Here is a 25,134-nt window from a genome sequence, read left to right as displayed (position 1 = left end):
CCTATCCTTTCGCGCGCCTCCCGGCGATAAACCTTTCGATCAAAAATAAGACAAAAGCCGCTAACACAACCCATGGCAACAGCTTCTCTTGCTGCGCCACCGGGGCTTTTTGCGCGGTTACAGCCGCTTTGCGGGCCGGGATGAGTTGCTGCTCGCCAAGTGCCCGCACATCATGTAGCTCCCTGTCCTGTTGCGGAAAGAGCAGGGGCAGCAGCAGGTCCGGCAGCAGGGTGCTCTGCCCCAACCCACTCCAACTAGGGCCAAACCCGCTCCGGAAAGTATATACCTGCCCCCTGCCCACGGGCTGCACCGTGAGCAAGGCCTCGCCGTTGGCGGTTGCCCAAACGGTTTGCTGCGCCTGGCGCACGGGGGCAAGGTGAAACTTGCGCACCTCCACTACTTCGGCACTTGTTGCCATACTGGTTTTGATGGTGGTGGGCGCCCCCCCCGACTGCACCCAGAGCTGCAGCCCCCGTTCCGCCACCTGTTGCTGCAGTTGCGGCGGCACTGCCCCGTTGCGCAGCCAGAACACCCAGTCTGCTGCGGCAGTGTCCTGTGCCCGGGCGATGCGGATGGGGCGCTGGGTATAGCTGTCGATGGCCTGGAGCGCAGCCTGCAGGTACCGCAGTTCCGGCTCCTGCGCCTCGTCGGCCAGCAGCGTAACCCGCAGCGGCTTCGTCTGCACCGGCACACGGCTGATGCTTTTATCTGAGAGTGTGGCCTGCAATGTGTCGTTCTGCCGTTGTAGCTGCAGTTGCTGGTTGCTGACGGAAATGCTTTTTATATCGGAGGAGGTATGGAAGCGGGTATAGGCGATGCCGTCGCGGGTGGCGTTGCCCGCTACCAGCAGCAGACTATCGGGGGAGGTTTGCACGGCAGCCTGCACCCACGCGGCGTTGGCCTCGGAGGCGACCGGAAACCAGCGGAAATTTTCGGGGATTGTGGCAGGGCGCATACCCGCAAAATAGCGCTGCTGATCGGAGGTGAAGAGCCAGACGCTGTCCTGCGGCTGCGGGTGCCTTTCGGCCAGCACAGGCAGCAAAGCCCAGTAGTTAACGCTGCTATGTATAGCCGAATCGGTACCCGCGCTGTTCAACTGCTGCCATTTTTCTTTTGTGATAGGGTTGAACGCGGGGGTATAGGTATAAAGTTGGTAGCCGCGCTGCAACAGCGCGTCGATGGTGGGCTGCAGCTGTTGGCGGGCCGCCGCGCGGTACAGCAACTCCTGCCCCACATACACGGCCTTGCGGCTTTCGGGAGTTTGCGGGGCCCGCACCACTACCGGCTGTGCCAGCGCCACGGCCAGCAGCAGCAGGATGAGGCAGCGCAGCAACAGCAGCCACACGTTGTTCAGCCGGATGCTGCTCCAGCGGTTGCTCGCCGAGGCCTCCAGCCAGCGCAGGCTGCCCATCTTCACCGTCTTGCCCTGCCGCTTGTTCCACAGGTGTATGGCGATGGGAATCATGATGGCGGAAGCCGCGAAAAGCCAGTATGGAGCGAGAAAAGTCAATTTTAGGGAATTACGAATTACAAATTAGTTCTTGGAAAGATTGTCATCCCCCTGCCTCCTTCAAAAGGAGACACTTGTGCATGATCATCCCCTTTTGAAGGGGGCAGGGGGATGATCTGCTGTTGATAATTTGCCTTTTGGATATATTAAAATCACATTCTTCATTTTTGAAAAAATAATCAGCAATTCAACCATTAGCCAAACAGCAGGCGTTTCTGCAGAAAGGCGCGGAGGGCTTTGTCCAGCGGCTCGTCGGTCACGAAGCGGTCGTAGGCGATCTGGCGGCTGCGCATGTCGCGCTCTGTTTCCTGTAGCCAGGCCTGCAGCCGGGCAAGGTAGCTTTTGCGCTGCTCGTCCGTGCTGACCTGCATCGTCTGGCCGGTCTCCATATCCTCGAAGGTGAGGGTGCCGCTGTAGCTGAAGTCCAGTTCGTTGCGGGCCATCAGGTGAAAGAGCAGCAGCTCATGCCGCTGTGCGCCCAATTTATAGAGCAACGTCGAGATCTCGGCGTCCTGCTCATACAGATCGGTCAGGAAAATGGTGAGCTCTTTCTGCCTGCGGTCCGCGAAAAGGTTGCTGGCAGCCTGCGCATCCGGGAATTTCCCCTGTGGCGCTACCTCGCTCAGCTGATGCCAGAAACGCTGCATATGCATGTTGTCGGAGCGGGGCGTGAGGTTGAGCAGCTGGTCTGCGTGCAGCACATACAGGCCCACCGCATCGCCCTGCAGCGATGCCAGGTACGCCAGCGAGGCCACCAGAAAACGCGCATACTCCAGCTTGCGCACCTTGTTGGTGTCTTCGTGGCCCATCGAGGCGCTGCCGTCCAGCACAAACCGCACCGTGATGTTGGTGTCTACCTCGGCCTCGCGGATGTAGTAGCGGTCGGAGCGGGCAAACATCTTCCAGTCGAGCTGCCGCAGGTCGTCGCCGGGCTGGTAGCTGCGGTACTGGCTGAACTCCAGCCCCGCGCCGCGCCGCAGGCTCTGGTTCTGGCCCGCCATAAAGCCCTCCACCACCGTTTTGGCCAGCAGCGATAGGTCTTTGATCGTGGCCAGCACCTCCGGCCGGATGAACTTCTCTTTAGACAAGGGTATAGCGTAGTTTCAATGGGCTGATCTGGGCTTCGATCATCGCCTCATCCAGTGCGACGTTGATCCCGCCTACCAGTTCCTGCCGCGCCTGCAGCAGGTATTTCCGGGTTTGCGAGTAAAACACCAGGGCACAGTCGTGCAGGCGCCCTTTCTCGCCCGCCTTCTGGCTGTTCTGGTAAATCTCGATCATCAGGATCGGGTCGGAGAAAACCTTGAGGCTGGAGAGCTTGCCGAACTGCAGGGAGCCCTCCTGCCAGAGTGGGGCGCTGCTTACGTTCACGTCGAACTCGTAGTAGGTGCTGGCGTCTTTGTGGCAGGTGCGGTAGTCGGCGCTGATGTTGATATAGGTCCTGAACTGGCCGGGCGGCTGGTTGATGGTGGAAAGGGCCACGGAAAACCCGTTTGCCCAAAACACATAGCCCGCCGCCGCCAGCTCTACCTGCAGCTTGTCTGAGTACAGAAAGTAAATCCGCTCGCCCAGAATGTTGCGAAGCACCTTCACCTGCTCTTCCGAAATCTTCACTATATCTACTTCTTCCTGCATACACTTATAGCGTTAGAGTTTGCGCACGTTATACTAATACGGCTTTGGGCAATTTTATCTGCAGCAGCAGCTCCTCTACCACGCGGTCTGGGGTGATGCGCTCGGCCTCGGCCGTGAAGTTGACCAGTATACGGTGGCGCAGCACGGGATAGGCCATGGCGTAGATGTCTTCGGCCGTAACCGCGAAGCGGTTGTGCAGCAGCGCGCGCGCCTTGGCCGTAAGCGTGAGCGCCTGCCCGGCCCGTGGCCCGGCTCCCCAGCGGCAGTATGTTTTCACAAAATCCAGGGAAGTCGTGTCGGGGCGGGTGGCGCGCACGATGTGGTTTACGTATTGCAGCAGCTCATCGCTGATACTAACTTCCCGCACCAGCTGCCGCAGCTGCAGCACCTCTTCGCCGCTGATGGTGGGCAGTACCTGTGCCTGCCGGGTGCCCGTGGTGTTCGCCAGAATGCTGAGTTCCTCCTGCTCGGTCGGGTACTTTATCTTTATATATAGCAGGAAGCGGTCGAGCTGGGCCTCGGGCAGCGGGTAGGTGCCCGCCTGCTCAATCGGGTTTTGGGTGGCCAGCAGGAAGAAGGGCTTTGGCAAGGGGTATGTTTTGCCGGCATACGTCACCTCATGCTCCTGCATGGCCTCCAGCAGGGCCGCCTGCGTTTTGGGCGGTGTGCGGTTTATCTCGTCGGCCAGCACGATGTTGGAGAAGATCGGTCCCTCGTTGAACTTGAAAAAGCGCTTGCCCGTCGCGTGGTCTTCTTCCAGCACCTCGGTGCCCAGGATGTCGGTCGGCATCAGGTCGGGGGTGAACTGGATGCGGCGGAAATTCAGGTCCATGGCGCTGGAAAGCGTGCGCACCAGCAGGGTTTTGGCCAAACCGGGCACACCCTCCAGCAAGCCGTGGCCACCGGCCAGCAGCGTGATCAGCACCTCGTCCAGCACTTCCTCCTGCCCCACAATCACTTTCTGGATCTCCTGCTTTAGCTGAGGCAGCTTGCCAAGCAGGTGGTGTATGGTTTGTTCGGTCATTTACTATTGAATGATGACGTATGGTGTATGTTTTTTGCATTTAGCTGGCTTTTCGCCTCGCCGGCGGGGCCTTACTTTTCTCCTTGATGGAATAAACCACCCCGCCTGCGGCACCCCTCCTTGAAAAAAGGAGGGGAGTAAAAAGGGGTATGGCTACTTTAAAGCGCCGCGCGCACTTAGCTCGTCAGCGCGTACAGGATGATGTTGACGCCGAACTTGGTGTTGTCTTCGGCCAGCCAGCGCTTGTTCCGGAAATCATAGTCCCACTCGCAGCCGTAGTCTTTGTTGCTGTAGAGCACCGCGATGCGGCCGTTAATCTCTATTGCCTTCAGGTAGTCGTGCACAAGGTCGTCGCCCCAGCCGTTGAGTTCGAACGAGGTGGTGGGCGGCCCTTCGTCAAACGTGAAGAAAGACTTGTACAGTTTGTGGTTGTTGGGGATTTTCTTCAGTGCATTAGCCCCGAAGATCTGCCGCATCTGCTCCTCAAACGAGCGGGCAAACAGGCCGTCGATGTCGTGGTTGCAGTCGTCCACAAACACAAAGCCGCCGTTGCGCACATAGGCCTCAAAGTTCTGCCGCTCCTTCTGGTTAAACTGCACCAGTTTGTGCCCGCTCATATAACTGAAAGGGTAATTAAACAGCTCAGCGCTTTCCAACGAAATCACCTTCTCCTGCTCCTCCACTTTCACGGTGGTATACTGAATCAGCGAGTGCAGGATATTGCTCGGCATACGCGGGTCGGTATCCCAGTTGCCGGAGCGGTATTGCAGACGCACGAAGGTGAAAGGATGCACTTTAAGAGGTATGAGTTTATGGTTCTGAGTCTTGAATTTAGTTCGTCACTTCACGAAAGTGCTTAATCCTGACTTGTTTATAAAATGAATTCAAAAACGATTGTCATCCCCCTGCCCCCTTCAAAGGGGGACCTTCAGCACGAGTACTTTTAGGATTACTTTATATTGTACTGTGACAGCCGCCCCAATGCAATATAAAATGCAAATCGACTATAGCAGAAAAAAGTCCCCCTTTGAAGGGGGCAGGGGGATGACAATCATTCCCAAGTTTGCTGAAGAAAACTTAAATTTTAAATAGATGCCGCACGCAGCCATCTGCATACGGCATCCAATGTATAGCTCAGCAGTTTTTATACCGCATCCGACAAACTCGTGAACGTGAAGTCGCGGATTTTCATCGGCGGGATCAGGCTGCCGCTGATGCGCTGCGGCTTGCCCAGGGCCTCCAGGTTGTTGAGCATGATCACCGGGCTCTCGTTGAAGCGGAAGTTCTTGACCGGGTACATGATTTTGCCGTTCTCGATGTAAAAGGTGCCGTCGCGGGTGAGGCCGGTATACAGCAGCGTTTGCGGGTCCACGGTGCGGATATACCACAGGCGCGTCACCAGGATGCCGCGCTTCGTGCTCTTGATCATCTCCTCCAGCGACTGGCTGCCGCCCTCCATGATGATGTTGCCGGGAGGCGGCACAGACACCGCGCCTTTGTTAGAGGCCCAGTAACGGGTGTTGTACATGTTCTTCACCGCGCCTTTGTCGATCCAGGTTACCTTCTTCTGCGGACGGCCATCGCCTGCAAACGGCGACGAGGGCACCTCGAGGTTGGAAGGGTCTGAGTACACCGTGATGCGCTCGTCCACCAGTTTCTCGCCCAGTTTGGTCTTGCCGCCTGTTTTGCTCAGGAAGCTGCGGCCCTCTTCGGCGTTGCGCTGGTCCATGTTGTAGAACATGTTCTGGAGCAGGTCGATGGAGGCGGCGGGCTCCAGAATAACGGTATACTTGCCGGGCTCAAGCGCTTTGGCGTTACGCGAGTTGGCGGCCTTGTCGGCGGCGATCTGCGAGGCCTTGCCTGTGTCCAGCTTGCCGATGTCGCTGAAGTCCTGGGTTACGTAGCCGGAGCCGGTGCCGTCTTCGGTGCGCATGGTCACGGAGAAATCCACGCTGGTGGACGGATGATAGGCAAACAGGCCCTTGTTGTTCATCTTGGCCGTGAAGTTGCTGTAGTGCTCCAGGAAACCGGCTGCTGTCAGGCCCTTAGCCGATGCGGCGGCAATGCTTTTCGCGGCCGCGTCAGCGCGGTATGCGGGGTCTACTTTGTTGGTGCTCTCAAAAAACGCTTTGGTAGCGGTATACTGCTGTGGGCCGAGCAGCTCGATGTACTCCGGGCTTTCGGGGGCCAGCCGCGCCGTTTCCTCCGAGCGGCGCACCACCTTCTCCAGCGACGTGTCGTCGAACTCGTTGATCGTGGCCACGCCTGAGCGCTTGCCAAACCGCGACTCTACCGCCATCGACACGTTCTCTTCCGCCCCACTGGTGGATACCTCGTTGCGGGCATAGCGGATGTTGCCGCCCACATTGCCGGTGAGCGTAATCTCACACTCGTCGGCCTTTGAGTAGCCCAGCGCCTTTTTCAGGATCGCCTGCGCCTCTTCTTTGCTTAATATTGCCATCTTTTAGTTTCTTGCTTTGATTTCAAACTGCGTTACGTTGTCAGTTCTGAGTCTTGAGTTCTGAGTCACGAGTTGGTTTGCTCCTTCTGCTGAGAGGTTAGGATAATGCTTTTGAGCACCCTAATCAACTCATCACACTCGCCGTGGATGCTGTTAAAGGCATCTGGTTTTATGAAATCTGAGTCTTTCAGCAGGCGCAGCCAATAGCTTGTTTCACGTGCCTCTTTTAGGGCAATCGTTAACTTGTGCCTGAAATCGGCTTTGCTTTGGCCTCCTAAGGCTTCTTCTACATTGGCTCCAATGGAGGTGCCGCTGCGTAGCACTTGCTTCGCCAGTATAAACTCCCGCTGCTCTTGCGTCAGGTGTTTATACAGCTTGACGATGCGCAATGCAAATTGATAAGACTTGGCAGCTACGATACTTTCAGCCATAGGAGGTATAACTCAGGACTCCGCATTCAGAACTCGCGACTCATTTAAATTTTGCGTGCCGTATTGATCACGTTCACGCCGTTGAAACGGGTATGGGCGGAACCGTGCGACACGGCGCTGATCTGGCTGGGCTGGCCCTTCCCGTCGAAGAACGAGCCGAACAGGCGGTAATCGCTCTCGTCGCAGGAGCCGGCGCAGGAGTTCCAGAATTCCTGGGTGTTGCTCTGGTAGGCCACATCCTCCAGCGGACCCACAATCTTCCCGTTTTTGATCTCGTGGAAGGTGGTGCCTCCAAACTGGAAGTTATACCGCTGCTGGTCGATGGAGTAGGAACCGCGGCCCGCGATGTAGATGCCTTTGTCCACGCCGGCAATCAACTGGTCCACGTTCTTCTTCTCCTTGCCCGGTGCCAGCGACACGTTCGGCATGCGCTGGAACTGCACGGAGCTCCAGCTGTCGGCGTAGCAGCAGCCATGCGACTCTTTCTCGCCGATGATGTGCGCCTGGTCGCGGATGGCCTCGTAGTTTACCAGCACACCGTCTTTAATCAGGTCCCACTTCTTCGTCTTCACGCCCTCGTCGTCCCAGCCCACGTAGCCCAGCGAGCCCGGCTGTATTTTGTCGGCGAAGATGTTCACCTTGTCAGAGCCATACTTGAAGTTCTTGGATTTCCACTTGTCCAGCGTGGCGAAGGAAGTACCAGCGTAGTTGGCCTCATACCCCAGCACGCGGTCCAGCTCCAGCGGGTGGCCCACCGACTCGTGGATGGTCAGGCCCAGGTGGTTCGGGTCGAGCACCAGGTCATACTTGCCCGCCATCACCGACTTGGCCGTGAGCTTTTCTTTGGCTTGTTTGGCTGCCAGCGTGGCGTCTTCCAGCATGTCGTAGGCTTTGCGGTAACCTACCAGTCCGGTGCCCTCGGGGCCTTTTATCTTCTCCGATGCCTTCGGGATCATATACTCATACCCCATACCCATCGGGGCGCTCAGGGCCTCGCGGGTCTTAAACTTGCCGGAGGCTTTGTCTACGGCCGTCACCGTGAAGTTTGGCCAGATGCGGTGAATGTCCTGGTCGATGTAGGAGCCCTCGGTGGAGGCGAAGTACTTCTGCTCGTTCACCTGAAAGAGGGCAGAGTTCACGAAGTTTGCGCCGTTGTCCATGGCGGCGGCGTTGGCGGCCAGCAGCAGGTCGGCTTTCTCGCCTACGGGAATCTCAAAGGCGTTTTTCTCGATGGGCGTTTTCCAGCTCACCTCGCCGTAGCCCGGCACCGGAGCCAGCTGCACGGGCTCTTTCTGCAGTTTGGCGTTGGCCTTTGCAATGGCCACGGCCTGCTCTGCGGCTCTGGCCACGCCTTTGTCCGACACATCGGAGGTGGCGGCGAAGCCCCAGGTGCCGTTGGCCAGCACGCGTACGCCCACCCCATAAGACTCGGCGTTCACGATGTTCTGTACCTGCTGCTCGCGCGTGAAGATGTACTGCTGCAGGTAGCGGCCGATGCGCACGTCGGCATAGTTAGCGCCTTTAGACTTGGCGGTGTTCAGGGCTACGTCGGCCAGGCGCTTTTTCAGGGCCGGGTCTACCTGTTCGAGCATGCGCTCAGGCGTCACGATGTCGCCGAACACAGGAACAGCGGGCAGCATCAGGCCGCCAAAACCCAGCGCCGAAAGCTCAAGGAAGTTTCGTCTTTTCAAAATGTAAGGAGTTAGAAGTAAGTTAAAGCATTAGTTTCGGTAGTTAAGTATATGCAAATTCATCTGCTTTTCAAAGTATACCCATAGGGTATAAGCTCAAGTGCAGGGTTTTATAGATGAACGCGCCATAGTTGGCTACCAAACGCCGGATGGGGGGCGGGGACAAAACAAAAAGCGCGAGGCCTGCAAAGGCCTCGCGCTTTTATAAATAAGTTTTCTGTTGGGTGCGTTAGATGCTGCTGAGCGCCAGTTCTGCCATGTCATCTGTGGCAAGCGCAAAATTAGCGAAGGGATCTAGCTCGAAAGAGAAGCCGGCTGCCGTGGCAAGCTCTGCGCCTGTCTCCAGCACTTCGATCTTTACATTCCCGATGCCCTCGGCATGGAAATCAAGCTTGCGGGCTGCCACTTCCGACACGTCGATGATGCGGTCGCCCACAAACGGGCCTCTGTCGTTGATGCGGACAATCACGGACTCGTTGTTGTCGAGATTGGTTACTTTTACCTTAGTGCCGAAAGGGAGGGTTTTGTGCGCGGCAGTCATTTTGTTCTTGTTGTAGAGCTCTCCGCTGCTGGTTTTTCTGCCATGGTAGCGGCTCCCGTACCACGAGGCCTCTCCTTTTTGTGTGTCTGTGCTTTGTGCTAAAATGGGTTGGCCAATGCCAATAAATAGAAAAATGATTACTGTTAAAATGTAGCACTTTCTATTCGAAATCATAAGCTTTGATCGTTGGTGAAGCCACAAAGTTAGGCAAAAATTCTTAAAACAAGCCTTATACGGCATTCTTCTCCCCGGGATGTGGAGGGATACAGCTTTCTTGATTTTTCTTACAGCGGGGCTATAATTCGGCAAATGTTTGTTTGAGGAGCGTAAGCAAAGATTTCAGCGCGGCAAAAGCATAGTATATTAACTATAAAAAATAATAAAAAAATATTTAAAATAAAATGGAGGAGGCCAGGAATTTTGAGCCATTTTTACTGTTTTTTATAGGGGCGGCATGTCCCGCAAGCCCGGCCGAACTTGCTGGGGATTGAGTTGAAAATTGGATTTTTATACGTTGAGATATGGACTTTGGAAAACTGCAGGACATCAGCCGCGTGGACTTCACGCTGCCCCCTACCCACCCCGATACCCTGCCCCTGTTGCAGCAGGCCGGGGCCTATACCAAGCCGCAGGTATACGTGGGCCTGCCGGTATGGGTAAACAAGGCCTGGGTGGGCAAATACTACCCGGCCCGGATGCCCGAAAAGGAGTCGCTGCTGTGGTATGGCAAGCAGTTTAACACCATCGAACTCAACAGCACGCACTACCACATCCCCAGCCCCGACACCATCGACCGCTGGCGCAACACCGTGCCGCATGGCTTCACGTTCTGCCCCAAGTTTCCGCAGCTCATCAGCCACGAGGCCGCCCTGCGCAGCACCCACGACGTAACCGCCGCCTTTTGCGAGGCCATTGCCGGACTGGAGGACAAGCTGGGCGAGGCCTTTCTGCAGTTGCCGCCTTACTTCGGCCCCAACCAACTGCCCGACCTGGATGCCTTCCTGCAGTTTATACCGGAGAGTATCCCCATCACGGTGGAGCTAAGGAATGAGGGGTGGTTTACGGACAACGTGGCTAGTCTGGAGCTGTTTGAGGTGCTGGAGAAACATAAAGTGGGCACCGTGATGACCGATGTGGCGGGCCGTCGCGACGTGCTGCACATGCGCCTGACCACGCCCTCCGCCATGATCCGGTTTGTGGGCAACGGCCTGCACCCCACCGATTATACCCGCATCGATGCCTGGGTGGAGCGCCTGAAAGAGTGGTTTGCCAACGGCCTGCAGCAACTTTACTTCTTCGTGCACGAGCCGGATAACACGCTGGCCCCGGAGCTGGAAACGTATCTGGTGGAGCAACTCAACAAAGTCTGCGGTTTCGACCTGAAGCCCCCGAAGAAATTTGTGCAGCCGGTGCAGGGGGAGCTGTTTTGAAGACTGCCTCCCTGCTGCAAAGCGGATGGATTTACTGCCTCACCGTGACGTAAGCGGACAGCTTGCCGCCCGCGGTGGTGCGCCACTCGCCCAGGCTAACGTTTCGGGCATACACATTCCCGCCGAGCACGGCCCCGTAGAAGAACAGGAATTTCTCCGTCTGCTGGCTGTCGGGCAGGTACTCGAAGCCTATGAAGAAGTCATCCTCCACAAAAATCCCATACGGCTGCAGGTCTACGGTTACCCAGCCCTCGCGCAGCGACAGGCGCCGCACAATGCTCTTTTCCACGAGCCGCTGCGCAGGTTTTCCGTCCGCGTTTCGGTAGAAGTTAATCCTGAATGTGGCCGAATCGGCTTTGCTGCTCTTCAGGAAGACAGTGGTTGACAATAGTTCCGAGCTTTTGCCATGCACATGTATAAGCTGGGCTAACTCTGAGATATCATCCGCGTTTCTGGACTCGGCACTCCCAAACAGGAAGGGCATTTTATACCGCACGCCAAGCTGTCGGATTTTGGGCGCTTTGCCCAGTACCACTACCTCCTGCAGCATATTCGGCTTTTCTGTGAGCAGGAACTGATGCATGTCTCCGGCGATGATGGCGCGAACGGGAACAGACAACTCCTGGTAGCCGATGGCGGAGAAGGTAAGGGTATCCTGCAGAGGTTCATCTCCGGGCAGTAGCTTAAACTTCCCGTCGGCATCCGCTGCGGTGCCAAGCCCTTTCTTTTTTATACCGATGTTCACAAACGGGATCGCCTCTTGCGTGGAGCCGCTTCTTACCGTGCCGTAAAGCAGCGTTGCTTGGGCCTGTGCGAAGGGGCTGGGGAATAACAAGAATAGCAGTAGAACGAGTTTTAAGAGCAGGTCTTTTTGCATGCGTGGCGCCGGGGTTTTAGGTTTGTGGTATCAGGTAGTTTTCTCTGATGATGCCATACCCGGCCGAAGGGTTGCATCGCCGCCTCTTTTTTTGACTGCCGCATCATTTTTATACCACGGGCGGGGTATGGAGTAGTTCTGGCGGCTTCAGCTGTGCTGGAACCTGTCGATCTCGCGCAGAAACTCCATCGCCTTGGTCACGCTTTTTCCGCCGGATCCTGCCACCAGGGCTTTTACCCACCCAATGTGCAGGTTTCTGTAGGAGATTTTGCGGTATAGCCACCAGGCAACCGGCACAAACGCCACACTGATCACTGCCTGACTGATCAGCCAGGCGGTATCGCCCACCTGCCAGATATTTACCCCGAAAAACAGCTTAAACCCGATCAGGATATAGGCGAAGTAAAAGGGCAGCTGCAGGATAGCCAACCGGAGATACGTGATGATGTGCGTTTGCAGGGACGCCAGTGTCCGCTGGTTTTGGGCGATGTCGCGGCTGTAGTCGAAGGTGGAGAGGAGCATGATTTGCCGGATGCACCCGGAAACGGCGATGATGGTAAACACCATGATAACGGCTGCGGCGAGCACAAGTGGCAGACTGCCCAGGTTGTTGTATATAAACAGAGCCAACAGACTGGTGAAGGCAAGACCGATGGCCAGCTCAATCAGCAGTTTGTAAAACAAGCCGTTCAGCACCGATTTTGACTTCTGCATCTGCAGGCTTTCCACTGCCTGCAACGAAAACGCGTTCGCTTGCCTGATCCTTTTGTCGTAACTGCTCAGGAGGTCTGATAATTGGTTCTCTTCCATGTTATGAGGGGGTATAGGTTAGAAATTTCTTTTTCAGGTTGTCTTTGATACGGGCGATTTTGGTGGAGACGTTGGAGGCCGAAATGCCCAGAATGTCAGCTATCTCCCGCTGCCCTTTCTGCTCCAGGTAAAGCAGCATCAGGGCCTTGTCCAGTTCTTTCAGCTCGCTGATGAACTGCTCCAGCAGGGCGAGTTGCTGCTCGTGGTTCTGCGGCTCCTCGTTTGCCGGGTGCGCGGTGTTTTCGCTGATGGGCACGAGCACCTGCTGGCGCGCCAGGTTTTTGCGGTAGAAGGAAATGGCCACGTTCAGCGCGATCCGGTACATCCACGTCGAGACTTTATACTGGTCGTTGTAGCGCCCAAACGACTTCCAAAGCTGCAGCATGATCTCCTGGGCCAGGTCTTCCCGGTCGTCGGGGCGGTGGCAGTAGGCATTCACCACTTTGTAAATGATGCCTTTGTTTGCCTGTATGATCGCCTCAAAAGTCGCTTTGTTTTTATCAGAAGCCATAAAAGCGGGTCAGGTCATTGCGGGGTTTCCAACTGTTTGTGGTTTCGGCAGCTCCCGTTGTCTCGGGTATATATAAAGTTATATATGAATGCCGGGCCAGATCAGGTTGTTTACCCTTTAACCTATTATTCGCAGCGCGGCGATGAATATCACACAGATACTGAAAAAAAACAGGTTTCTTTTAAAAACCCTGCCCCCTGCTGTCGTCGTCGGGGCAAGCGGCACCAAAAACAAAAGCGGCTGACCTAAAAGGTCAGCCGCTTTTGTTAATCGATACGGTATTGTCTTGTGTCTAACGTCTATTAGCTAACGTCCCACAGGAAGCTACATTTTAAAAGTGTCGTCGGGCAGGTTTTTGTTAACCTCGATGTTTTGCACCTCGGCTTTGATCGTTTGCGGGCCTACCACAGTCTCGACCACGTACGGGAACTTCACGCCGCTCACTTCTTTGTAGTCGCTGTAGGATTTGGTCTGCGTGATCACGCCCTGCGGCGTTTCGAGGTTGTTGACTTCCTTCAGGCGCAGACCGGTGTCTTTGGCGAAATAGTGCGTGGCTTTCTGGCCGCTCGGCAGCGTCACCTCCACGGCGTAGGCGTCTTTGCCATCTACCTTCTCCATACCCGTCAGCTTGGTTTTGATGCCCAGCTTGCCGTACTGCAGCGTCGGGAAGAGGTTGGCCTCCAGTTTCTGCGTTTGCAGTTCCTCGGCGGTTAGCTCCTTGTTCATACCCTGCATCGGGGCCTCCATTTTGCCTTTGTCGCCGTTGATGATCACGCGCTGCATCGGGTTGTTGTTCATCAGCACCTGCACGGCAAACTTGTCGTTGCCTTTCTGCTGCTGCTTAAACACGAGCGTCATACCCTGTATGCTGGCGTTGCTGGTGATGCTGATGTCTTTCAGCTTCTCGATGTTGGCCTGTCCGCCGATGGCTTTGATATAATCCGCGATCACTTGCTCCGCCGTTAAGCCCGCGGGCACGCCCATGGCGGCACGGTCCACCTTCTCGCCGGTGGCGCTATAATAAGCGATGGCGCTGTCGTCTTTGTCGAACTTGATGAGCTTGTCAGCAATCTCGGATGCGTTGCCCACGGCCAGCACATACATCTTGTCTGGGTTGATGTACTTCTGGGCCACGCGCTGCACGTCCTCGGCCGTCACGGCCTCCACTTTTTTCAGGTAGTTGGTGTAGTAGTCCTCGGGCAGGCCATAGCGGGCGATGTTGATGGCGTATACCGCTACCGTGGCCGGGTTCTCGAGGCCGCGGCCGAAGCTGCCCATGATGTAGGCCTTGGCGTCGCGCAGTTCCTCGTCGCTCACGCGCTCGTTCCGGATCTTGTTCAGCTCGCTCATGAATTCCACCACGGCGCTGTCAGTCACAGCGTTGCGCACGTTAGCGTTGGCGTTAAACCGGCCCAGAATCTCATCGTTGTTCACCGACGAGTAGGCTCCGTAGGTATAGCCGTGCGTCTCGCGCAGGTTTTTGAACAGGCGCGAGTCCATACCGCCGCCCAGGATGTTGTTCATCAGCGAGGCTGCCACGGCATCCGGGGCACCGGGCTTCAGGTCGGCGGGGTTGGTGAGTACCAGCGAGCTTTGCACCGCGCTCGGGCGGTCCACAATCACGACCTGCGTTTGCGCGGGCTGCTGGGGCAGGTCGAAGTTCATCTCCTGCACGTTGCCTTTCTCCCATTTCTGCAGCGATTTTTTGAGAAGCTTCTTCATCTCCTTTGGCGTCACGTCGCCCACCACGGCCAGGTACCCGATGTTTGGTCTATAGTAGGTGTCGTAGTAGCTTTGGATGTCCTGCAGCGTGAAATTGTCCACAGTTTCCTCCGTCATCAGCTCGCCGTAGGGGTGGTTCTTACCATACAGCACCATGTTGCGTGTGCGGCTGGCGATGGCATCCGGGTTTTCCTTCTGCTGCGCCAGGCTGGATTTCATCTGCTTCTTCACCTTGTCGAGCTCCTCCTGCGTGAATTTCGGGTGCAGCAGTGCGTCGGTGGTCAGGTCGAGCAGCGTGGGCAGGTGCTTCTTCAGGGCAGAGGCGTTGAAGCCGGTAGACGAGAAGCCCAGGTCCGCGCCGATGAAGTCCACCTGCTCGTCGAACTGGTCTTTGGTGCGGTTGGTGGTGCCGGTGCGCATCATCTGCCCGGCCGCCTGCACATAGCCCGCTTTGTCGCCCTCCAGAATCGGGTCCCTGTCTAACACCAGAGACATCGACACCACGGGTTGCTTGTGGTTCTCCACCACGTATACCTTCAGCCCGTTTTTCAGGGTGAAATGCTTGTACTCGCCCAACTCAATTTTTGGGGCAGGCCCCGGAGGCGGGGGCGTTGTTTGCTGTGCCTGGGCCGGCACTATGTATACCAGCGCAAACGCCAGCAATGCGGTACTATATAGTTTCTTTATCATGATTGCTTTTTTTTGAGACACAAGTAGTTTTGAGACACAAGTAGTAAGACACAAGACTTTTTGTAAGAAGGGACTCTTGAGTTGGGTATAGTGTTGCATCCGAAATATTTTGTCTAATGTCTTGTGTCCAGAATCTAATGTCTATTTATTAGGCTGGGCGGATTGGGGCAGGTAAATCAGCACCACGCGGTTGTCTTTGGTCAGGTATTTATTGGCAACGCGCTTGATGTCGTCCTTGGTCACGTTGAGGTAGCGCTGCAGCTCTGTGTTGATCAGGTTGGCGTCGCCGAAGTATACGTGGTAGTCGGCCAGGCTCTCGGCGCGGCCCGCCACGGTGCGGTTGCCCTGCACAAAGTCGCTCTCCACCTGGTTGCGCAGCTTCTGGAACTCGCGGTCCTCCAGCGGCTCGGTCTTCACGCGCTCAATCTCCGCGTTCATGGCTTGCTCCAGGTCATCCACCTCCACGCCCATGTTGGCAATGGCGAAGGTCAGGAACAGGCCCGGGTCTTCGGTCGGGAAGGGTATGGAGGACGCCGCCACGGCTTTCTGCTGCTTGTCTACGAGTGCCTTGGGCAGGCGCGCGCTCTCCCCGCCCGAAAGCAGGGTGGTCAGCATCGACAGGGCGTAAAAATCGTCGGTGCCTTGCTCCGGCACATGGTATGCCTGGATAACGGCGGGCAACTGGATGTTGTCATACACCGTCTTGCGGCGCTCTTCCGTTTGCTTCGGCTCCACCACATTCGGGCGGGGTATGGCCTTGGTGCCCTTGGGGATGTCCGCGAAATATTTCTCGATCAGCTTCTTGGTGTCGCTTATGTCGATGTCGCCTGCGATGGACAGCGTGGCGTTGTTGGGTACGTAAAACGTCTTGTAGAAATCACGGAACTCCTCGATGCTGGCGGCGTTCAGGTCTTCGAAAGAGCCGATCGGCATTGTCTTGTAAGGGTGCGTGGTAAAGGCGGTGGAAAACACGTTCTCGCCCATAGAGCCGTAGGGCTGGTTGTCGATGCGCTCGCGTTTCTCCTCCTGCACTACCTTGCGCTGGGTTTCCACCCCGGTTTCGTCTACTTTGGCGTGCTTCATGCGCTCGGCCTCCAGCCACAGGCCCAGGGCCACCTGGTTCGATGGCAGCAACTCATAATAATAGGTGCGGTCGAAGGAGGTGTTGGCGTTGAGCGCGCCGCCGGCCTTCTGCACCAGCGAGCTGTACTCCCCGCGGTCGATGTTGTCGGTGCCCTCAAACATCAGGTGCTCGAAGAAGTGGGCAAAGCCCGAGCGGCCCTCCAGCTCATTCTTGGAGCCCACGTGGTATAGCACCGATACTGCCACATTGGGCGTGGACTTGTCCTGGTGCAGGATCACGTGCAGGCCGTTGGGCAGGTCATATTCCGTGAACTCGATTTTGTTGTCTTTGGTCTGGGCCATCGCGGCAAGGCCGGTGGCGCACCACAAGAGACACGTGATAAATTTGCGTTTCATGCGTAAGGGTTTGTTGAAATAAGTATAAATGCGGGCCTGGCGCTCCGCTTGGGAGCCTTTTGCCCCAGGATATAAATTTAGTTCAAATTAGCGAGGGATGCCAGCCAGCGGACGCAGCCTTCGGCCAAGATTGCCGCCGGGCAGACGAAGCAAGCCTTTTTATAGACGAACACAGCGCGGGCAATCAGGGAAGAAGTTGCAATATGCGGTCAAGAACATACTGCTTGGGGAGGTTGAGCAGGAGGGAAACTGTCGCTAGACTCACTACCAGGGCTTTGATGCGTTTATTATGCCTGTGCTGATCGGGCAAAATGCAAAGATAGTACAGGAGCGCAACGAGCGCCAGGAAAACGGCAGGAGACAGCAATCTAAAGTCTAAAGGGTCGAAAGGTGAAAGCACGCGGAGGAAAAGCAGGAACACAAAATACAGACCCGCAACCAGAAAGCACAGTCTGGGGAATAGCGTTTGCCGTCGCTCAAAGTAAAGACAAGGCCGGTCATCCCTCAGTAGCCATACTATTGCGCCCGTAACTGCAGCCTGAAAAGCCAGCAGCAGAATAAAGAGTGCGTCGGGTGGCGTTGGCGCATAATGTTTCCTGATCAAGAAAAATTCGTTGACTATACCAAGCGCCTGCTTGTGGAAGAACTCATCCAGGGGTTCGCGGCCTGCCAGCCTGTCGCCACCTGAAAAGGAGCCTGTGAAGTAATAATTGATGCAAAAATACAGTGCGGCAAACCCGCAAAGTAAAAGAGCCACTGCCAAAAGCTTGAGACTGAGACTATGCTGTCCGCGGTGCCAGTAGAAGCCTGCTGTATGGGCTATAACCCCGAAAGAAAAAACCCCTACATAGCGCATCAAGAACAAAAAAGACCCTGTCAGGAATAGGAGTAGGATAATCCTGCTTGCCTGTTTGCCATACTCAAGTTGGCGCAAGAGGTAAACCAACAGCAGACAGCCCAAAGTAAAAGGCGCTTCAGACCACGTGTATGTATATACAGCTAGCATGGTATAGCTGCAATAGCCGCATGCAAGCAAGTAGCTGTTATTTATGCTGATACGCCGCATCAACAAAAAACCAAGGCCTAAAAAGAGCAGATTGAGGATTTTAGACGCCCAAAATACATTGAGCCGGGTGACGACAGAAGTGAGCGTTATCAGCACAGGATACCCCACTGGCCATGTAGTAAAGTAGACTTGGTTTTGCGGCACCTTCTCCACCGGAATGGGGTATTCATCTGACCTGTAGAAACCAACGCCCGTTCTCAGGTTTTCAGCCAGCTCCAGGTAATAGGCAGAGTCTGGAGTGGTATAGCCTGTCTCGTCTGCAATTGTCCTCAGCACAATGACCAGGCAAACAGCTATATATAGCAGGAGCAGCGCCGCGTCTGCAAACCGTACATTCAATCTCCGCATCAGCTACAAAGTCAATCAGTACATCCGGGGCAGCTCGATGCCCTTTATTTTGCGGTATAGCCCGAGCGCCGCCTGGTCGGTGAGGCTGGCCACGAAGTCGGTGATGTGCAGGATGCGCTCGTAGGCTGCCGTGCCCTCAGGCAGTTGCAGGTAGTGCGGCGGGATGAGGGCTGCCAGCTTGCGGTGGTGCTTCGACTCGGGGTGGAACACGGCTTTCACGCAGGCGTCCAGCAGGCCGCCGAGCACCTCGAAACCGGCCGCCTCAATCTCCAGCACCGGGCGGTTCTGGTAAATCAGCCTCACCGACAGGTTCTTTATCTGGTCGAGCACGGACTTGCAGGCTAGTTCGTTGATGAGCGGCTGATCGTATGTGCCACGCAGAATCTCCTGCTCATGCTCCAGAAATATGGCGGTGGTTTCCTCGATCAGCTTGCCGATGATGCGGGCGCGCAGGTACCCGATCTCCTCGCGCCAGTCGTAGAAGCTGAGGCTGGACTTGCGGTTCGGGTTGTCGTCGAGGATCTGGCGGAGCAGCTGCATACCCTGCTCCTGCGGCACCAGCCCTAGTTTCAGGCCGTCCTCAAAGTCGATAATGCGGTAGCAGATGTCGTCGGCGGCCTCCACCAGAAAGGCCAGCGGGTGCCGGTGGTAAAACACCTCGCCGCCTGTGGCTTTGTTCAGCAGCCCCAGCTCCTGGGCGATGTTCCGGAACCACGCCTTCTCGGTCTGAAAAAAGCCATACTTCTTCTCGCTGGTGTTTTTCGTGCCTTGCAAAATAGGAAGTGACTCCTTGGGGTATTTGGTGAAAGTGGCCAGCGTGGTATAGGTCAGGCTGAGGCCGCCGGGCAGGTTGCAGTGCGCCGGGTAGGTATAGGTGAGGGTGCGGAAACCGGCGGCGTTGCCCTCAAATTGCTGCAGGTCGGCTTTTTCGGCTGCGGTGAGTGTGGCCAGGTATGGCTGGGCCTGCGCGCTGAGGAAGTACGCGGAGATGGCGTCCTCGCCGGAGTGCCCGAAAGGAGGGTTGCCGATGTCGTGGGCGAGGCAGGCGGCGGCCACCACATCACCGAAATCCGCCTCCTGTATGTGCTTTTCGTGGGCCAGCTCCGGGTGGCGCTCCAGGATGCGCTTGCCCACAATGCGGCCCAACGAGCGGCCCACCACCGATGCCTCCAAACTATGGGTGAGGCGGGTGTGCACAAAGTCGCTCTCGGGCATGGGCATTACCTGCGTCTTGTTCTGCAGCCGCCGGAAGGCAGAGGAAAACACGATGCGGTCGTAGTCGCGCTGAAACTCGCCCCGCACCGACTCGTCGGTGCTGTACTTCGGGTCGGTGGTCTCAAAGCGTTTTTTGGAGATAAGCCTGTTCCAGGGGGTGGTCGTTTGTGGCATTCGCGTATGTTTAAGGTGAATGGCTACGGGCAAGATAGGCTAGAGCAAGCGTGCCGCGTATGGGTGTGCCTGCATTTCTCCATATATAAAACCTGCTGTAGTTTGTGGCCTCTGCTTTCCCAAATATACCTTTTGAGACCTTTAAAACTAAGCAAAACCTGAAATCAGGGCTACAGGAGGTATAAAAAACTATGGTGCAACAACATCATTTTTCGACATTCATGTTGCAAAACAAGTAGTTCTTGCCAAAAAAATGAGTGATAAAAACGTACTGACGCTTTGTAAACAAGGTTTATGTCCTGAAAATGGGTATAAAATCTGATGTTATAAAAGGCCCGTAGAATACCTTGTGTTATATAAAAAGTGCCTCAAATTTGAGGCATTGCGCCAGAGTCCTTTCCAAGCCTAAGAAAACAACCGTTCCTTAAAAACCTTTTCCTGCAGCATCCGGCAAGCCCGCTCCCCTCGGAAGCGCTTGCCGGATGCGCAGCGTTCCGTACAGGCAGGTGAACCCCTTCTCCCGTTGGGAATTTGCGTGCTTTAGTATCTGGCCGGATATGGCTCCGAGCCCCGCCCGTTGCAGGCACTGGAGCTATACCTGCCGCCCTGCGTGCACACCAGCTGCACCATAACAAGAAGAGGGCGATGCTGTCTGTAGCAGCATCGCCCTCTTCTTGTTTCTCTTTTGTTATTTACTCTTCAAGCCTATCAGCCTGAATGCTGCGGGTTAAAATCCCAGGATCACTTCTTCAATAATGTCGCAGCAGGCCTGCAGTTGCTCCTCGCTGATAACCAGTGGGGGCGCAAAACGGATGATGTCGCCGTGTGTGGGCTTGGCCAGCAGGCCTTTGTCTTTCAGGGCCACGCACACGTCCCAGGCGGTGCGCCCGTCGGCGGTTGGCTTGATCACGATCGCGTTCAGCAGGCCGCGGCCGCGCACCAGCGTCACCAGTTCCGGGCGTTTCTGGATCAGACCGCGCATGCGCTCCCGGAACACCTCCCCTAGCTCGCTTGCGTTCTCGGTCAGGTGCTCGCCCTTTATCACGTCCAGTGCGGCCATGGCCACCACGGCCGCCAACGGGTTGCCGCCAAAGGTAGAGCCGTGCTCGCCCGGCTGGATGCACAGCATGATCTCGTCGTCGGCCAGCACGCAGGACACCGGCAGCACCCCTCCTGAGAGCGCCTTGCCCAGAATCAGGATGTCGGCCTTCACCTCGTCGTAATAGCTGGCCAGCAGCTTGCCTGTGCGGCCAATGCCTGTCTGTATCTCGTCGGCCATCAGCAGCACATCATACTCCTTGCAGAGCTCATGCGCCCGGGCAAGGTAGCCCTTGTCGGGCACCACCACGCCAGCCTCGCCCTGTATCGGCTCCACCAGAAAGCCGCAGATGTTCGGGTTCTCTTTCAGGGCCTGCTCCAGGGCGTCAATGTCGTTGTAGGGGATCACCTTATACCCTGTCATGTAAGGGCCGAAGCCCTTTGTGGAGTCTGGGTCGGTGGAAAAGGAGATGATACCGGTGGTGCGGCCATGGAAGTTGTGCTCCACCACCACGATCTCGGCCTTGTTGGGGGCGATGCCTTTTTTCATGTAGCCCCATTTGCGGGCCAGCTTGATGGCTGTCTCCACGGCCTCGGCCCCGGAGTTCATGTAGAGGGCTTTTTCGTAGCCGAAATACTCGCATATATACTGCTCGGCCACACCCAGTTTGTCGTTGTAAAAGGCGCGCGAGGTAAGGGTCAGCTGCTGGGCCTGCTCCATCAGGGCCCCGATGATGCGGGGGTGGCAGTGGCCCTGGTTCACGGCGCTGTAGGCCGACAGGAAATCATAGTAGCGCTTCCCTTCCACGTCCCACAGGTAAACGCCTTCGCCGCGGTTCAGGACAACGGGCAAAGGATGGTAATTGTGCGCGCCATACTGGTGCTCTGTGTCGATGGCCTGCTGGCTGGAGGTAATGGTTGGCGTGTTCATAGGTATAGGTTTATGGTTTGTGACGCGCGTCGCGGGGCCGCTTGCCCTTGCGTCGCGACAGGTATGATGTCAGGTTGTTGTAAAAGTAATGAATTGGGGGCAAGTACAAAAGCCGGGGTCAGGGGCGCAGGTCGGGGCTGGTTTTGCAGCGCATGATCGCGTTCTGGAAGCCCTCCGGGTCATATTCGGCGTAGGTGCTGGTCATGAGGCCCAACAGGTTGTCGTCGGTGCGGAAGCCAAACACCTCGCGCGGCCTCGAAATAGTATCTGGCGAGGGCACCCGGTGGCGCTCCACCAGCGTGAGGCGCTCCGGCGGGACAGAGGCCGCCAGCTCCGGGCAGAAGATGGCGCCGCGCTGGATGGTGAAGGTATGGACAAAACCGCGTTCGCGCATAGCGGAGATGGTTTCGCTGAATGTGCTGTAGGTTGGCATAGGTTTTTGTGACTTAGGTGTCTTGGCCCGTGGCGTTTCGCCAGGCCGCACTATAGCGTACGCAGGGCCATCGGGAGGTGTTTGCGGAGACGCGTTTGGGGCGGGGCGGCTTAATTTGTAAATTACACCCAAAACCATACACACGTGAGCCAGCAGCTGCAGGAAGGAGAGGATTTTTACTTTAACGAGCACGGATTAATGGTGCTGACCGCGAAGTATCTGCTAAAGCGAGGATACTGCTGCAAGAACGCGTGCAAGCACTGCCCGTATGGCTTCAACAAGGCCGGAAAATCGGAGGGCGAGCGGCGGAAGGTATAAAATCTGTGTCAAAAACATGGCCCGACGTGGCTGAATACACAATTAGAGGAAAAATATCTGCTATGCCTTTGAATTTCTGTATCTTTTTTAAGATATTTGCACCCCTATTGAAATAATTTAGAAGAATATACAAGATGGCACGAGTTTGCGATTTAACAGGTAAAAGACCACGCGTAGGTAACAACGTATCTCACGCTAACAATAAGACGAAGCGTAAGTTTTACCCAAACCTTCAGAAGAAGCGTTTCTACATCCCGGAGGAAGATGCTTGGGTAACCCTTAAGGTATCTACGTCTGCGATCAGGACAATCAACAAGAACGGTATTTCTGCCGTGTTGAAGAAAGCGGTAGAGCAAGGGTTTATCTTGTTTTAGTAGCCCCTGCCGGGGCGGCGGCGCGTGGCAACAGGCTTTAAAGCCGCCGGGCAGCACGCTTCTCCGGACACGCCATCTGACCTATAGATAGATTTGACCGGCAACGGAGCGAGGTACTTCGGCAACAGCTATCCCTCGCTCCGTTGCCGTTTTTTCTACAGATGTGCCACCGGTCTTGCCCGGTTACTCACCCGTGGGCAGGCACTGGCACCGATCGCTGCGCGTGTTGTGAAACTGCGCGAAACAGTTTCACAATAAAAATTATACTTTGTTTGTTATTAGAGTTTTAAGCAGCTATATTTGCAGTCCTAAATAAAAAATTACATTAGAGATGGCTAAAAAAGCAAAAGGTAATAGAATCCAGGTTATTATGGAGTGTACAGAGCAGAAGACTACTGACATACCTGGGACTTCAAGGTACATCACTACCAAAAACAGAAAGAATACTGCTGAGCGTCTTGAGCTGAAGAAGTATAATTCGAATCTGAAGAAAGTAACTTTACATAAAGAAATTAAATAACCATGGCTAAGAAGGTAGTTGCAACCCTAAAAACCGCCACAGGTAAAGACTGGGCAAAGGTAATCAAAGCGGTGAAGTCGCCTAAGACAGGTGCTTACAGCTTTAAAGAAGAAATGGTGCCTGTAGACAAAGTGCAGGATTTCCTTAAGAAGTAAGAAGCCTACTCTACTTATAGATAGATTACATGAAGAAGTCCCATCACTGGGACTTTTTTAGTATATTACCGTATCACCGAAAGTCTTCATCCTTACAAAATCATCAGTATGGGCATTTTTGACTTTTTCAGCAAAGAGAAGAAAAAAGAGTCGCTGGACAAAGGCCTGGAGAAAACCAAGAACAGTTTCTTCGGCCAGTTAAGCAAGGCAGTTGTCGGCAAGTCTACCGTAGACGTAGAGGTGCTCGACGAACTGGAGGAGATCCTGGTGCATGCTGATGTGGGAGTGGGCACAACGGTGAAAATCATCGAGCGCATCGAGAAGCGCGTGGCCAAGGACAAGTACGTGAGCACCGACGAGCTGGACCGCATCCTGCGCGAGGAGATTGCGGCGCTACTGGAGGAGAACAACTCCGGCGACGGCGCTGACTTCGAGCTTCCGGCAGGTATAAAGCCATACGTCATCATGGTGGTAGGCGTAAACGGGGTGGGCAAAACCACTACCATCGGCAAGCTGGCTGCGCAGTTCCATAAGGCAGGCAAGAAAGTGGTGCTGGGCGCTGCCGACACCTTCCGGGCCGCCGCCGTAGACCAGCTCATCATCTGGGGCGATCGCGTGGGCGTGCCCGTGATATCGCATGGTATGAACACCGACCCCGCCTCTGTGGCCTACGACGCCGTGAAAAAGGGCGTGGAGCTGGGCGCCGACGTGGTGATTATCGACACGGCCGGCCGACTGCACAATAAGGTTGGCCTGATGAACGAGCTCACGAAGATCAAGCGCGTGATGCAGAAAGTGACAGAAGACACCCCCCACGAGGTGCTGCTGGTGCTGGACGGCAGCACAGGCCAGAACGCCCTGCTGCAGGCCCGCGAGTTTACAAAGGCAACAGACGTAACGGCCCTGGCCATCACCAAGCTGGACGGCACAGCCAAAGGCGGCGTGGTGATCGGCATCTCAGACGAATTCAAGATCCCGGTAAAGTACATCGGCGTTGGGGAGAAGATCGAGGACCTGCAACTGTTCGACAAGCACGAGTTCGTCGCGTCTTTCTTTTCACGCTAAATAGACAGGGGCCAACCCGCATCAGGACATACGACGCATGACGATAGCCGTAAACAGGGTATCGTCATGTGCTTTTATCGGATGTATACTTGTATCACTGTTGAATTGACCCCGTTTCTGCGTTTCCCAGAATCCCTGGCAATGCTTCTGTTGCTGCCATTGGCGCTGCTTTTTTCTTCCTGCAACGGCACGCATACCTCCTCCTCCCACACAAAAATTAATCCGGACCGGATGGCGCAGCAAGACACGCAGCAGCAAACCGCAAGCGATTCTGCCGCGATGCCACAGCACCCCATAGAACAGGGTATAGCCGGCAAGGTGCTGTGGAAATCGGGTAACCAGATGCCCTCCCCCGATGCCCCGCCCAGCAAAGGCAGAGGCGTGCAGCGCACGGTATATGTATACCAGCTCACCAACGCGGCGCAAGTCACCACCACCAACGGTGTTTTCCACACCAACATCACAACAAAGCTTGTAACACAGGTCGAGACAGACGCTGCCGGTAATTTCGCGGTAAGCCTGGCCCCGGGCAGGTATAGCCTTTTCTCGCAGGAGGATCAGGGCCTTTTCGCCAACCGTTTCGACGGCGAGAACAACATCTACCCGGTAGAGGTGCAACAGGGGCAGGTAACTGCCGTGGAGTTTGTGATTAACTACAAGGCAAGTTACTAGGGTACCCGCTCCG

Annotated in this window: 26 protein-coding genes; 8 read left to right on the top strand and 18 right to left on the bottom strand. The window is 55.7% G+C overall.

Features of this window, described 5'->3' with window-relative positions; genetic code table 11:
• Position 1 precedes the first annotated feature (1 nt).
• The 9 genes from MKJ04_RS03640 to MKJ04_RS03600 form a co-directional block, all read right to left on the bottom strand.
• The gene (locus MKJ04_RS03640) at positions 2-1,510 is read right to left on the bottom strand and encodes a BatA domain-containing protein (RefSeq protein ID WP_241639496.1); all 1,509 of its coding nucleotides are present in this window, start codon (positions 1,508-1,510) and stop codon (positions 2-4) included.
• A 194-nt stretch (positions 1,511-1,704) separates the two neighbouring features.
• Complete coding sequence (locus MKJ04_RS03635; RefSeq protein ID WP_241639495.1) at positions 1,705-2,598, bottom strand: DUF58 domain-containing protein; 894 nt, start codon at positions 2,596-2,598, stop codon at positions 1,705-1,707.
• Positions 2,591-3,145, bottom strand: a complete 555-nt coding sequence (locus tag MKJ04_RS03630) for a hypothetical protein (protein WP_241639492.1) — start codon at positions 3,143-3,145, stop codon at positions 2,591-2,593. Before MKJ04_RS03630 ends, MKJ04_RS03635 begins: the two co-directional genes overlap by 8 nt.
• Positions 3,146-3,173: 28 nt before the next feature.
• Positions 3,174-4,169, bottom strand: a complete 996-nt coding sequence (locus MKJ04_RS03625) for an AAA family ATPase (RefSeq protein ID WP_241639491.1) — start codon at positions 4,167-4,169, stop codon at positions 3,174-3,176.
• 176 nt (positions 4,170-4,345) lie between these two features.
• The gene (locus MKJ04_RS03620; RefSeq protein ID WP_241639490.1) at positions 4,346-4,963 is read right to left on the bottom strand and encodes a DUF4159 domain-containing protein; all 618 of its coding nucleotides are present in this window, start codon (positions 4,961-4,963) and stop codon (positions 4,346-4,348) included.
• A 350-nt stretch (positions 4,964-5,313) separates the two neighbouring features.
• Positions 5,314-6,630 carry a TldD/PmbA family protein gene (locus tag MKJ04_RS03615; RefSeq protein WP_241639489.1) on the bottom strand — a complete coding sequence of 439 codons (1,317 nt, stop codon included), beginning with the start codon at positions 6,628-6,630 and terminating at the stop codon, positions 5,314-5,316.
• A 65-nt stretch (positions 6,631-6,695) separates the two neighbouring features.
• A complete protein-coding gene (locus MKJ04_RS03610) occupies positions 6,696-7,061 on the bottom strand; it encodes a four helix bundle protein (protein ID WP_241639488.1) in 366 nt (121 codons plus the stop codon).
• Positions 7,062-7,105: 44 nt separating this feature from the next.
• A complete protein-coding gene (locus tag MKJ04_RS03605) occupies positions 7,106-8,752 on the bottom strand; it encodes a TldD/PmbA family protein (protein WP_241639487.1) in 1,647 nt (548 codons plus the stop codon).
• Positions 8,753-8,981: 229 nt separating this feature from the next.
• Complete coding sequence (locus MKJ04_RS03600; protein ID WP_241639486.1) at positions 8,982-9,467, bottom strand: septal ring lytic transglycosylase RlpA family protein; 486 nt, start codon at positions 9,465-9,467, stop codon at positions 8,982-8,984.
• A gap of 347 nt (positions 9,468-9,814) precedes the next feature.
• Here MKJ04_RS03600 and MKJ04_RS03595 point away from each other — a divergent pair, with 347 nt between their 5' ends.
• A complete protein-coding gene (locus MKJ04_RS03595) occupies positions 9,815-10,723 on the top strand; it encodes a DUF72 domain-containing protein (protein WP_241639484.1) in 909 nt (302 codons plus the stop codon).
• 31 nt (positions 10,724-10,754) lie between these two features.
• On the opposite strand, the gene MKJ04_RS03590 is transcribed toward MKJ04_RS03595, so the two are convergent.
• The 3 genes from MKJ04_RS03590 to MKJ04_RS03580 form a co-directional block, all read right to left on the bottom strand.
• Positions 10,755-11,558, bottom strand: coding sequence for a carboxypeptidase-like regulatory domain-containing protein (locus MKJ04_RS03590; RefSeq protein ID WP_241639482.1), 804 nt, complete (start codon positions 11,556-11,558; stop codon positions 10,755-10,757).
• Between the two features lie 189 nt (positions 11,559-11,747).
• Positions 11,748-12,410 (bottom strand): hypothetical protein, encoded by a 663-nt coding sequence (locus tag MKJ04_RS03585; protein WP_241639481.1) that lies wholly within the window; start codon positions 12,408-12,410, stop codon positions 11,748-11,750.
• Between the two features lies 1 nt (position 12,411).
• Positions 12,412-12,921 (bottom strand): RNA polymerase sigma factor, encoded by a 510-nt coding sequence (locus MKJ04_RS03580; RefSeq protein WP_241639479.1) that lies wholly within the window; start codon positions 12,919-12,921, stop codon positions 12,412-12,414.
• 84 nt (positions 12,922-13,005) lie between these two features.
• Here MKJ04_RS03580 and MKJ04_RS03575 point away from each other — a divergent pair, with 84 nt between their 5' ends.
• Positions 13,006-13,170 (top strand): hypothetical protein, encoded by a 165-nt coding sequence (locus tag MKJ04_RS03575; RefSeq protein ID WP_241639477.1) that lies wholly within the window; start codon positions 13,006-13,008, stop codon positions 13,168-13,170.
• A gap of 75 nt (positions 13,171-13,245) precedes the next feature.
• Here the strand turns inward: MKJ04_RS03575 and MKJ04_RS03570 are convergent, their stop codons facing one another.
• The 6 genes from MKJ04_RS03570 to MKJ04_RS03545 all read right to left on the bottom strand — a co-directional run bounded on the left by MKJ04_RS03570 (position 13,246) and on the right by MKJ04_RS03545 (position 22,017).
• The gene (locus MKJ04_RS03570; RefSeq protein ID WP_241639476.1) at positions 13,246-15,333 is read right to left on the bottom strand and encodes an insulinase family protein; all 2,088 of its coding nucleotides are present in this window, start codon (positions 15,331-15,333) and stop codon (positions 13,246-13,248) included.
• Positions 15,334-15,474: 141 nt separating this feature from the next.
• Positions 15,475-16,812 carry a M16 family metallopeptidase gene (locus MKJ04_RS03565; RefSeq protein WP_241639474.1) on the bottom strand — a complete coding sequence of 446 codons (1,338 nt, stop codon included), beginning with the start codon at positions 16,810-16,812 and terminating at the stop codon, positions 15,475-15,477.
• A 184-nt stretch (positions 16,813-16,996) separates the two neighbouring features.
• A complete protein-coding gene (locus tag MKJ04_RS03560; RefSeq protein WP_241639472.1) occupies positions 16,997-18,226 on the bottom strand; it encodes a hypothetical protein in 1,230 nt (409 codons plus the stop codon).
• Positions 18,227-18,241: 15 nt separating this feature from the next.
• Positions 18,242-19,615 carry a dGTP triphosphohydrolase gene (dgt, locus tag MKJ04_RS03555; RefSeq protein ID WP_241639470.1) on the bottom strand — a complete coding sequence of 458 codons (1,374 nt, stop codon included), beginning with the start codon at positions 19,613-19,615 and terminating at the stop codon, positions 18,242-18,244.
• Positions 19,616-20,342: 727 nt separating this feature from the next.
• On the bottom strand, positions 20,343-21,584 hold the full coding sequence (gene rocD / locus MKJ04_RS03550; RefSeq protein ID WP_241639469.1) for an ornithine--oxo-acid transaminase: 1,242 nt from the start codon (positions 21,582-21,584) through the stop codon (positions 20,343-20,345).
• 118 nt (positions 21,585-21,702) lie between these two features.
• Positions 21,703-22,017 carry a hypothetical protein gene (locus MKJ04_RS03545; RefSeq protein WP_241639468.1) on the bottom strand — a complete coding sequence of 105 codons (315 nt, stop codon included), beginning with the start codon at positions 22,015-22,017 and terminating at the stop codon, positions 21,703-21,705.
• Between the two features lie 144 nt (positions 22,018-22,161).
• Here MKJ04_RS03545 and MKJ04_RS03540 point away from each other — a divergent pair, with 144 nt between their 5' ends.
• From MKJ04_RS03540 to MKJ04_RS03515, 6 genes are all read left to right on the top strand, one after another.
• Positions 22,162-22,335, top strand: coding sequence for a DUF5522 domain-containing protein (locus MKJ04_RS03540; RefSeq protein ID WP_241639467.1), 174 nt, complete (start codon positions 22,162-22,164; stop codon positions 22,333-22,335).
• Positions 22,336-22,469: 134 nt separating this feature from the next.
• Complete coding sequence (gene rpmB / locus MKJ04_RS03535; protein ID WP_241639466.1) at positions 22,470-22,709, top strand: 50S ribosomal protein L28; 240 nt, start codon at positions 22,470-22,472, stop codon at positions 22,707-22,709.
• A gap of 331 nt (positions 22,710-23,040) precedes the next feature.
• Complete coding sequence (gene rpmG / locus MKJ04_RS03530) at positions 23,041-23,229, top strand: 50S ribosomal protein L33 (RefSeq protein ID WP_241639465.1); 189 nt, start codon at positions 23,041-23,043, stop codon at positions 23,227-23,229.
• 2 nt (positions 23,230-23,231) lie between these two features.
• Positions 23,232-23,384, top strand: coding sequence for a DUF4295 domain-containing protein (locus tag MKJ04_RS03525; protein WP_101444291.1), 153 nt, complete (start codon positions 23,232-23,234; stop codon positions 23,382-23,384).
• Between the two features lie 108 nt (positions 23,385-23,492).
• Positions 23,493-24,449, top strand: coding sequence for a signal recognition particle-docking protein FtsY (gene ftsY, locus MKJ04_RS03520; RefSeq protein ID WP_241639464.1), 957 nt, complete (start codon positions 23,493-23,495; stop codon positions 24,447-24,449).
• A 141-nt stretch (positions 24,450-24,590) separates the two neighbouring features.
• Positions 24,591-25,121, top strand: coding sequence for a carboxypeptidase regulatory-like domain-containing protein (locus MKJ04_RS03515; RefSeq protein ID WP_241639462.1), 531 nt, complete (start codon positions 24,591-24,593; stop codon positions 25,119-25,121).
• The last annotated feature ends 13 nt before the right edge of the window (positions 25,122-25,134 follow it).

Source organism: Pontibacter sp. E15-1 (assembly GCF_022601975.1).
In the GTDB taxonomy this organism is placed as follows: domain Bacteria; phylum Bacteroidota; class Bacteroidia; order Cytophagales; family Hymenobacteraceae; genus Pontibacter.
This window is presented reverse-complemented; position numbering and strand designations above follow the sequence as displayed.

Coding starts and splice junctions, on each gene's coding strand:
- rpmG (WP_241639465.1), top strand. CDS start 23,041: ATGGCTAAAAAAGCAAAAGGTAATAGAATCCAGGTTATTATGGAGTGT.
- ftsY (WP_241639464.1), top strand. CDS start 23,493: ATGGGCATTTTTGACTTTTTCAGCAAAGAGAAGAAAAAAGAGTCGCTG.
- rpmB (WP_241639466.1), top strand. CDS start 22,470: ATGGCACGAGTTTGCGATTTAACAGGTAAAAGACCACGCGTAGGTAAC.
- MKJ04_RS03625 (WP_241639491.1), bottom strand. CDS start 4,169: ATGACCGAACAAACCATACACCACCTGCTTGGCAAGCTGCCTCAGCTA.
- MKJ04_RS03545 (WP_241639468.1), bottom strand. CDS start 22,017: ATGCCAACCTACAGCACATTCAGCGAAACCATCTCCGCTATGCGCGAA.
- MKJ04_RS03525 (WP_101444291.1), top strand. CDS start 23,232: ATGGCTAAGAAGGTAGTTGCAACCCTAAAAACCGCCACAGGTAAAGAC.
- MKJ04_RS03630 (WP_241639492.1), bottom strand. CDS start 3,145: ATGCAGGAAGAAGTAGATATAGTGAAGATTTCGGAAGAGCAGGTGAAG.
- MKJ04_RS03570 (WP_241639476.1), bottom strand. CDS start 15,333: ATGATAAAGAAACTATATAGTACCGCATTGCTGGCGTTTGCGCTGGTA.
- MKJ04_RS03575 (WP_241639477.1), top strand. CDS start 13,006: ATGAATGCCGGGCCAGATCAGGTTGTTTACCCTTTAACCTATTATTCG.
- rocD (WP_241639469.1), bottom strand. CDS start 21,584: ATGAACACGCCAACCATTACCTCCAGCCAGCAGGCCATCGACACAGAG.
- MKJ04_RS03595 (WP_241639484.1), top strand. CDS start 9,815: ATGGACTTTGGAAAACTGCAGGACATCAGCCGCGTGGACTTCACGCTG.
- MKJ04_RS03600 (WP_241639486.1), bottom strand. CDS start 9,467: ATGATTTCGAATAGAAAGTGCTACATTTTAACAGTAATCATTTTTCTA.
- MKJ04_RS03615 (WP_241639489.1), bottom strand. CDS start 6,630: ATGGCAATATTAAGCAAAGAAGAGGCGCAGGCGATCCTGAAAAAGGCG.
- MKJ04_RS03585 (WP_241639481.1), bottom strand. CDS start 12,410: ATGGAAGAGAACCAATTATCAGACCTCCTGAGCAGTTACGACAAAAGG.
- MKJ04_RS03580 (WP_241639479.1), bottom strand. CDS start 12,921: ATGGCTTCTGATAAAAACAAAGCGACTTTTGAGGCGATCATACAGGCA.
- MKJ04_RS03560 (WP_241639472.1), bottom strand. CDS start 18,226: ATGCGGAGATTGAATGTACGGTTTGCAGACGCGGCGCTGCTCCTGCTA.
- MKJ04_RS03610 (WP_241639488.1), bottom strand. CDS start 7,061: ATGGCTGAAAGTATCGTAGCTGCCAAGTCTTATCAATTTGCATTGCGC.
- MKJ04_RS03565 (WP_241639474.1), bottom strand. CDS start 16,812: ATGAAACGCAAATTTATCACGTGTCTCTTGTGGTGCGCCACCGGCCTT.
- MKJ04_RS03515 (WP_241639462.1), top strand. CDS start 24,591: ATGCTTCTGTTGCTGCCATTGGCGCTGCTTTTTTCTTCCTGCAACGGC.
- dgt (WP_241639470.1), bottom strand. CDS start 19,615: ATGCCACAAACGACCACCCCCTGGAACAGGCTTATCTCCAAAAAACGC.